This window comes from Streptomyces sp. NPDC004561 (assembly GCF_053602155.1).
The window spans coordinates 1-5,298 of sequence record NZ_JBSGDB010000561.1; the positions used below are offsets into that span (position 1 = coordinate 1).

A 5,298-nucleotide genomic window follows, 5' to 3' on the forward strand; every position below is an offset into this window, starting at 1 on the left:
AAGCAGGCGCCGCCGCCTTGATGTCGGCGGTCTTGATGTCCAGAACCTTGCCGGGGACCTTGCCGTCACCCATCGATGAACCCCCGTTCGCAGTCGCGGCTTTCGACCCTACGGTGACGGGTTCAATGAATTCTCATGTCTCGGTAATGCAAGGGCAACGGTGGCTGGTTGACGCATCCACGCGCTCGAACGGCCTTGGACGACGCGGATGTGGTCCCCCAGGGGGGCGCATCGGGAACAAGTCCGCGTGCTCCGTGCCTCGGGCAGGCCCCGTCCGCTGTACATCCGCGAGGGGGCGGGAGGACTGCTACCGACGGTGGCCTCGTACGTCAGTTCAGAAGGTCGGCATTCTGGGCAAAGCGGCCCGGTGGCGGTACCTTCCGGGCAAGGGGTGCCGTGCCGGGGCGGCCGCCCGCGGCCGGGGGGAGCCGCATGCCCGTGGTGTTCGTCCATGGCGTCGCGACCCGGGCGGGGCGCGACTGCGAACGGGCCGTCGCCGCCCGTACGGCCCTGACACACGCCTGTCTGGCCGGCCCGCTGCTCCGTGGTCCCGGGCCGCTGTCCGTCGTGGACTGCTACTGGGGCGATCTGGGCGCCGAGTTCGGCTGGAACCAGGCCACCCTGCCCTCAGTGTCCTCGCGTACCGAGACGTTCGGGCCGCCGGCCGAACTGGAGTTACAGCCTGCGGGGGAGGAGTACCAGCGGGCTCCTCTCCTGGTGACGGCACGGCAGTCGTCGCTGTCCGACGCCCTTGACCTGCTGTCGGAGGCCGCCGAAGCGTCTCTGCGGGGCAAGGAGGCGGCGGCGACGGCCGAGTTGGCGGAACGGGCCGCCGCGTACGCCCTGCGGAACCCGCACCCCGGATGGCTCGACCACGTCACGGACGACCCGCAGTTCATCGGCGCGCTGGCCAACGGCGACACAGCACCGGCGCTGGAGGCCTTCGGCACCGCGGCCGTCTCTCCTCTGGCGCTCGCGCGCTACCGGGAGAGCGGCGCGCGGCTCGCCGGTGCTCTGCCTCGGGCGGGCAGCACGGCGCTGCTCTCTCATGCGCGCCGCCCGGTTCATCACGGGGTCGCCCTCTTCCTGGGCGACGTCCTGGTCTACGTCCAGCAGCAGGGCCGTACGGGGGCGCTCGGCCCCGTCGCACAGCGCGTCGCGGCGGCGATCGAGGAGGGTGACCGGCTCCGCGACGCCGGGGACCCGCATCTGGTCGTCATCGCCCACAGCATGGGCGGCAGCATCTGCTTCGACCTGCTCACCCGCCCCGAACCGGCCCCGAGCGTCGCGGTCGACACCTTCGTCACGGTCGGCTCCCAGGTCGGCCTGCTCGCGGAGCTGGGCCTCTTCCCCCACGTGCCCCGGCCGCCGGACGCGGCCCCACGACCCGTGCGCCCACCCGCCGGCATCGGGCGCCGGCTGAACGTCTACGACATCAACGACAGCCTGTCCTTCCTGGCCGCCCCCGTCTTCGACGGCGCCGAGGACATGCGGTACTCGACGGGGCGGGGCCTGCTGCACGCCCACAGCTCGTATCTGAGCCGGCCCGGCTTCTTCCTGCGGCTGGCCGGCCACCTCAGCGAGAGGCAGACCTGACCATTGTTCTACGAAGCACCACGGCACTCGGGTCCGGGCATCCACGCTCTCGTCATCGGCGTGGGCCACTACCCCTACCTCGCGCAGGACACCGAGCCGTACGCCCCGACCCGGCCGGCCGCCTCGTTCGCGCCGCGGCTGACCTCGCCGCCGCACTCGGCGCTCGCCCTCGCCGAATGGCTGCGCGCCGGCGCCAACGGTAACTGGATCACGCCGTTGGCCAGCGTGGACCTCCTGCTCTCCGTCGCCCCAGGGCACGCTCCCGCCGGCCTGCCGGACAACGCCCACGGCGACGCGACCATCGACGCCATCCGCAAACGGTTCTCGGTGTGGCTGTCCCGCTGCGCCGAGGACCCCGACAACATCGCCGTCTTCTACTTCTGCGGCCACGGAGTACAGGCAGACGGGCAGTTCCTGCTGGCCAGCGACTTCAACAAGTACGCGGAGACCCCGTTCGCCCACGCCTTCGACTTCGACGAGACACGGCTCGCGCTGCACCAGAAGGGTCCCCGCACCCAGTGGATGATCATCGACGCGTGCCGGGTCGACTGGCCCCGCAGGCCGCCCGCCGGCGTGCAGCCCCTGTCCGACCCGGACCTCTTCGCGATCAACGTCTGCCAGAACGAGATGACCCTGCGGATGCCCATGTCCGACCCGGCCGGCGCCCGCACCGGCGAGGTCTCGTTCCTGACCCGGGCCCTCATACGCGCCCTGGACGGACAGGCGGCGACCACCGACGAACACGGGCAGTGGGTCGTGGGCATGGACGGCATCAGGCGCAGCATCGACGTGCTGCTGCGCGAGGAACTCGACCTGCTGACCCTCTCGCGCGGCGTGGAGAGCATCAACCTCGGCGACGCGGTGCTCTACCGGCTCGACGGGCCTCCGCCGGCCCGCCTGATCGTACGGTGCCTGCCCCCCGAGGCCACGGCGCGCACGACCGTCAGGTGCACGCCCCACGACGCCGGCTCCCCGGCCGTGGCGACCGGACCGGCCACGGCCCGGCTGCACAGCGTGGACGGCGCGAACCGGCAGGAATGGCGCATCGACCTGCGGGCCGGCGTCTACACGGTCCGCGCCGTCTGCGACCGGCGGGCGTTGTCCCGCACCCAGTGCGTGCTGCCGCCGCAGTCCGTGATGAGCTTCCAGGTGCGTGACGCATGACCGGGACACTGGGCATCCTGCTGCGGGCCGCGGACGACACGCTGCACGGGGCGCCCGTCCGCGTCCATGTGACCGACACTCAGGGCCGCGGGCGACGCGAGGAGATCGTCCTCGTGGGCGCCGAGCACACCGTGTCGCTGCCCCGCGGCGCCTACACGGTCAGGGCCGTACTGCCGTCGGGGCTCGCCGTGGACGGCCGGCTGACCACGGTCGCACGCGGTGTCGCACACTGCGTCGTCGATCTGGACGAACTGAGTCCGGCACCCTGGCTGACCCCGTCCGCCGTGCTGTCACCCTCCGTCACCCACGAGTACCAGGACTTCCGGCACGGCGCCTACGCCACCTCCTGGGCACGCCTGTGGGCCGCGCGCGGACCCGGCTGGCAGTCGGTGCCCTGGCCGGACCCGCCCGCACAGCGTGAACCGACGGGCGTGCGACTGACCTTCAACGCGCTGGAGCCCGTCCCGCACATGATCCAGACCGGAGTCGGCACCGGCCCCTGGACCCTCACCACGCTCCCGCTGCACGACACGGTCCACGTGACCGTACGCCCCGTCTGGGCCGAGGTGCCCGGCCTGCACGTGAGCTGCCTGACGCCGGAGACGGGCGCCCACGCCCTGCTCGGCTACAGCTCCGCCGGCGCCGTCAACGACGCCCTGTCCGTGGCCCGTTGGCTGATCGGCGGCTACTCCGCATCCTCCACCTGCCCGCACGTCGTGGCGGCCGCCCTGGGCCACCATCTGCCCGCCCTCGACCCGGTGCTCCGGGCGGCGATGCTGCGTACCGTCCTGGTCAGCACGGCCGGCACCGCCGACGGCGCTGTCATCGCCGCGTGCGGCGCACTCGACGACATGCGGCAGACCGGCGCCGAGCGGTCCGCGGACACCCTGTGCCAGCTCTTCCTCCGGGCGACCGCCTTCGGCATGCCCACCCTGACGCTGGGGCTGCGCCATCTGCTCGACGCCCTGCGACTGCTGGCCCGGACACCGACCACCCACGAGCAGGCCGTGCGCAGGACGCTCGTCGCCTGCGAGGGGTACCGGGCCGCCGCCGACACCCGCAGCCCCTTCCTCGCCTTCCACGGCAGCCGCCCGGACGCGCCGGGACACGAGGGGGTGTACCTCCACGAGCGCCCCAACCGCGCCGTACCGCTGGTGGCCGAGGACTGGGCCGCGACCCTCGGCTGGTCGACGCGGCGCGGCCGGCAGGACCACTTCAGGCACGGCATGCGCCGGCTGGCCGAAGGCCAGTACGCCGACGCGGTCGCCGCTTTCAAGGCGGTGCTCGCCGCCCGGCCGGACCACGCGCCGGCCCTGGCGGCCCGGGCCGCCGCCTACCGTCTGCAAGGCGACAACGAGAACGCCCTGCGGGACGCCGACCGGGCCCTGGAGCTGGACCCGGACCTGGCCTGGGCCTATGCCACCCGCGGCGCGATCCACCGGTACGAGAACCGCTACGTGGAGTCCCTGGCGGATCTCGACCGCGCCATAGAACTCCAGCCGGACTACGACTGGTGCATCGCGGGCCGCGGAGAGACGTACCGGCTCATGGGCAAGACGGACCGTGCCCTGGACGACCTCAACCGTGCCGTCGAGATCAACCCGGCGAACGACTGGGCGCTGAAACGCCGCGTCGCCGCCTACATGGACGCGCAGAAGGAGGAGCTGGCCCAGCAGGCGTTCTACAAGGCGGCCAAGGCGATGTTCGACGCGGACGCGTGGGCGCTGCCCGACGACGACTGGGCGCTGGCCCCCGCCGCCACCCCTCGCGCCGGCCCGGAGAACAGCTACCGGCGCATGGGCAAGGACCTCACCCACTACGCCCGCCCCGCCGCGACCGACCCCACCGCCGAATGACTTTTGAACATGTTCAACTTCGGGCGTAGGCTCCTGACATGAGCGACAGAGCCGCCCTGTTGAAGGGCATTCGCGTCTGGCTGGCCTTCTTCGTGGTGTGTCTTGTGCTCAGTGGGGCCACCGCCTTCCCGCTGGTGCATGAACTGCACTGGACGGAAAGCGTGTTGCGGGCGCTGTCCGTGCCGGACCGGCTGCCCGGGCTGATGGCGTGGATCGAGCGGGTGCGGAACGGACTCGACGCCGTCGACGCCGAGTACCCGTTCGTCCTCTACGGCACGGACTGGCTGGCGTTCGCCCATCTCGTCATCGCGGTCGCCTTCTACGGCCCGTACCGCGACCCGGTGCGCAACATCTGGGTGGTCGAGTTCGGCATGATCGCCTGCGCCGGCATCATCCCGCTCGCCCTCGTCTGCGGGCCGATCCGCCACATCCCCTTCTGGTGGACCCTGATCGACATGTCCTTCGGGGTCTTCGGAGTCGTCCCGCTCTATGTCGTACGCCGGAAGATCAAGCGGCTGGAGGCGCTCGGCGCGCCCAACGCCGTGGCTCGCGGGCCACCAGTCGCACTTCACGATGGTCGGCGGCCTCAGTCGGCCCGCTCCCTCCCGCATCTCGCCCGCGCCTACGAACTCGCCGACGGACTCGGCCTGTTCCCCGATCCGAAGCTCGCCGAGGAACGCAT

General features: G+C 71.9%; 3 protein-coding genes and 2 pseudogenes. All 5 read left to right on the forward strand.

Annotated elements, in window-relative coordinates:
- Window positions 1–432: 432 nt before the first annotated feature.
- The gene (locus tag ACWEN3_RS40720) at window positions 433–1,596 is read left to right on the forward strand and encodes a hypothetical protein (protein WP_452982042.1); all 1,164 of its coding nucleotides are present in this window, start codon (window positions 433–435) and stop codon (window positions 1,594–1,596) included.
- A 3-nt stretch (window positions 1,597–1,599) separates the two neighbouring features.
- A complete protein-coding gene (locus ACWEN3_RS40725; RefSeq protein WP_452982045.1) occupies window positions 1,600–2,760 on the forward strand; it encodes a caspase family protein in 1,161 nt (386 codons plus the stop codon).
- Window positions 2,757–4,616: a tetratricopeptide repeat protein gene (locus ACWEN3_RS40730; RefSeq protein WP_452982048.1), complete on the forward strand. Its 1,860-nt coding sequence runs from the start codon at window positions 2,757–2,759 to the stop codon at window positions 4,614–4,616. Before ACWEN3_RS40725 ends, ACWEN3_RS40730 begins: the two co-directional genes overlap by 4 nt.
- Window positions 4,617–4,654: 38 nt before the next feature.
- Window positions 4,655–5,161 (forward strand): annotated as a pseudogene (locus ACWEN3_RS40735) (hypothetical protein); the annotation flags it as partial.
- Window positions 5,160–5,298: pseudogene (locus ACWEN3_RS40740) on the forward strand (DUF993 family protein); the annotation flags it as partial. The pseudogenes ACWEN3_RS40735 and ACWEN3_RS40740, both read left to right, overlap by 2 nt.

What these genes read in the sequence shown, in the direction of transcription:
- ACWEN3_RS40730 (WP_452982048.1), top strand. Translation starts at nt 2,757, where the DNA reads ATGACCGGGACACTGGGCATCCTGCTGCGGGCCGCGGACGACACGCTG.
- ACWEN3_RS40720 (WP_452982042.1), top strand. Translation starts at nt 433, where the DNA reads ATGCCCGTGGTGTTCGTCCATGGCGTCGCGACCCGGGCGGGGCGCGAC.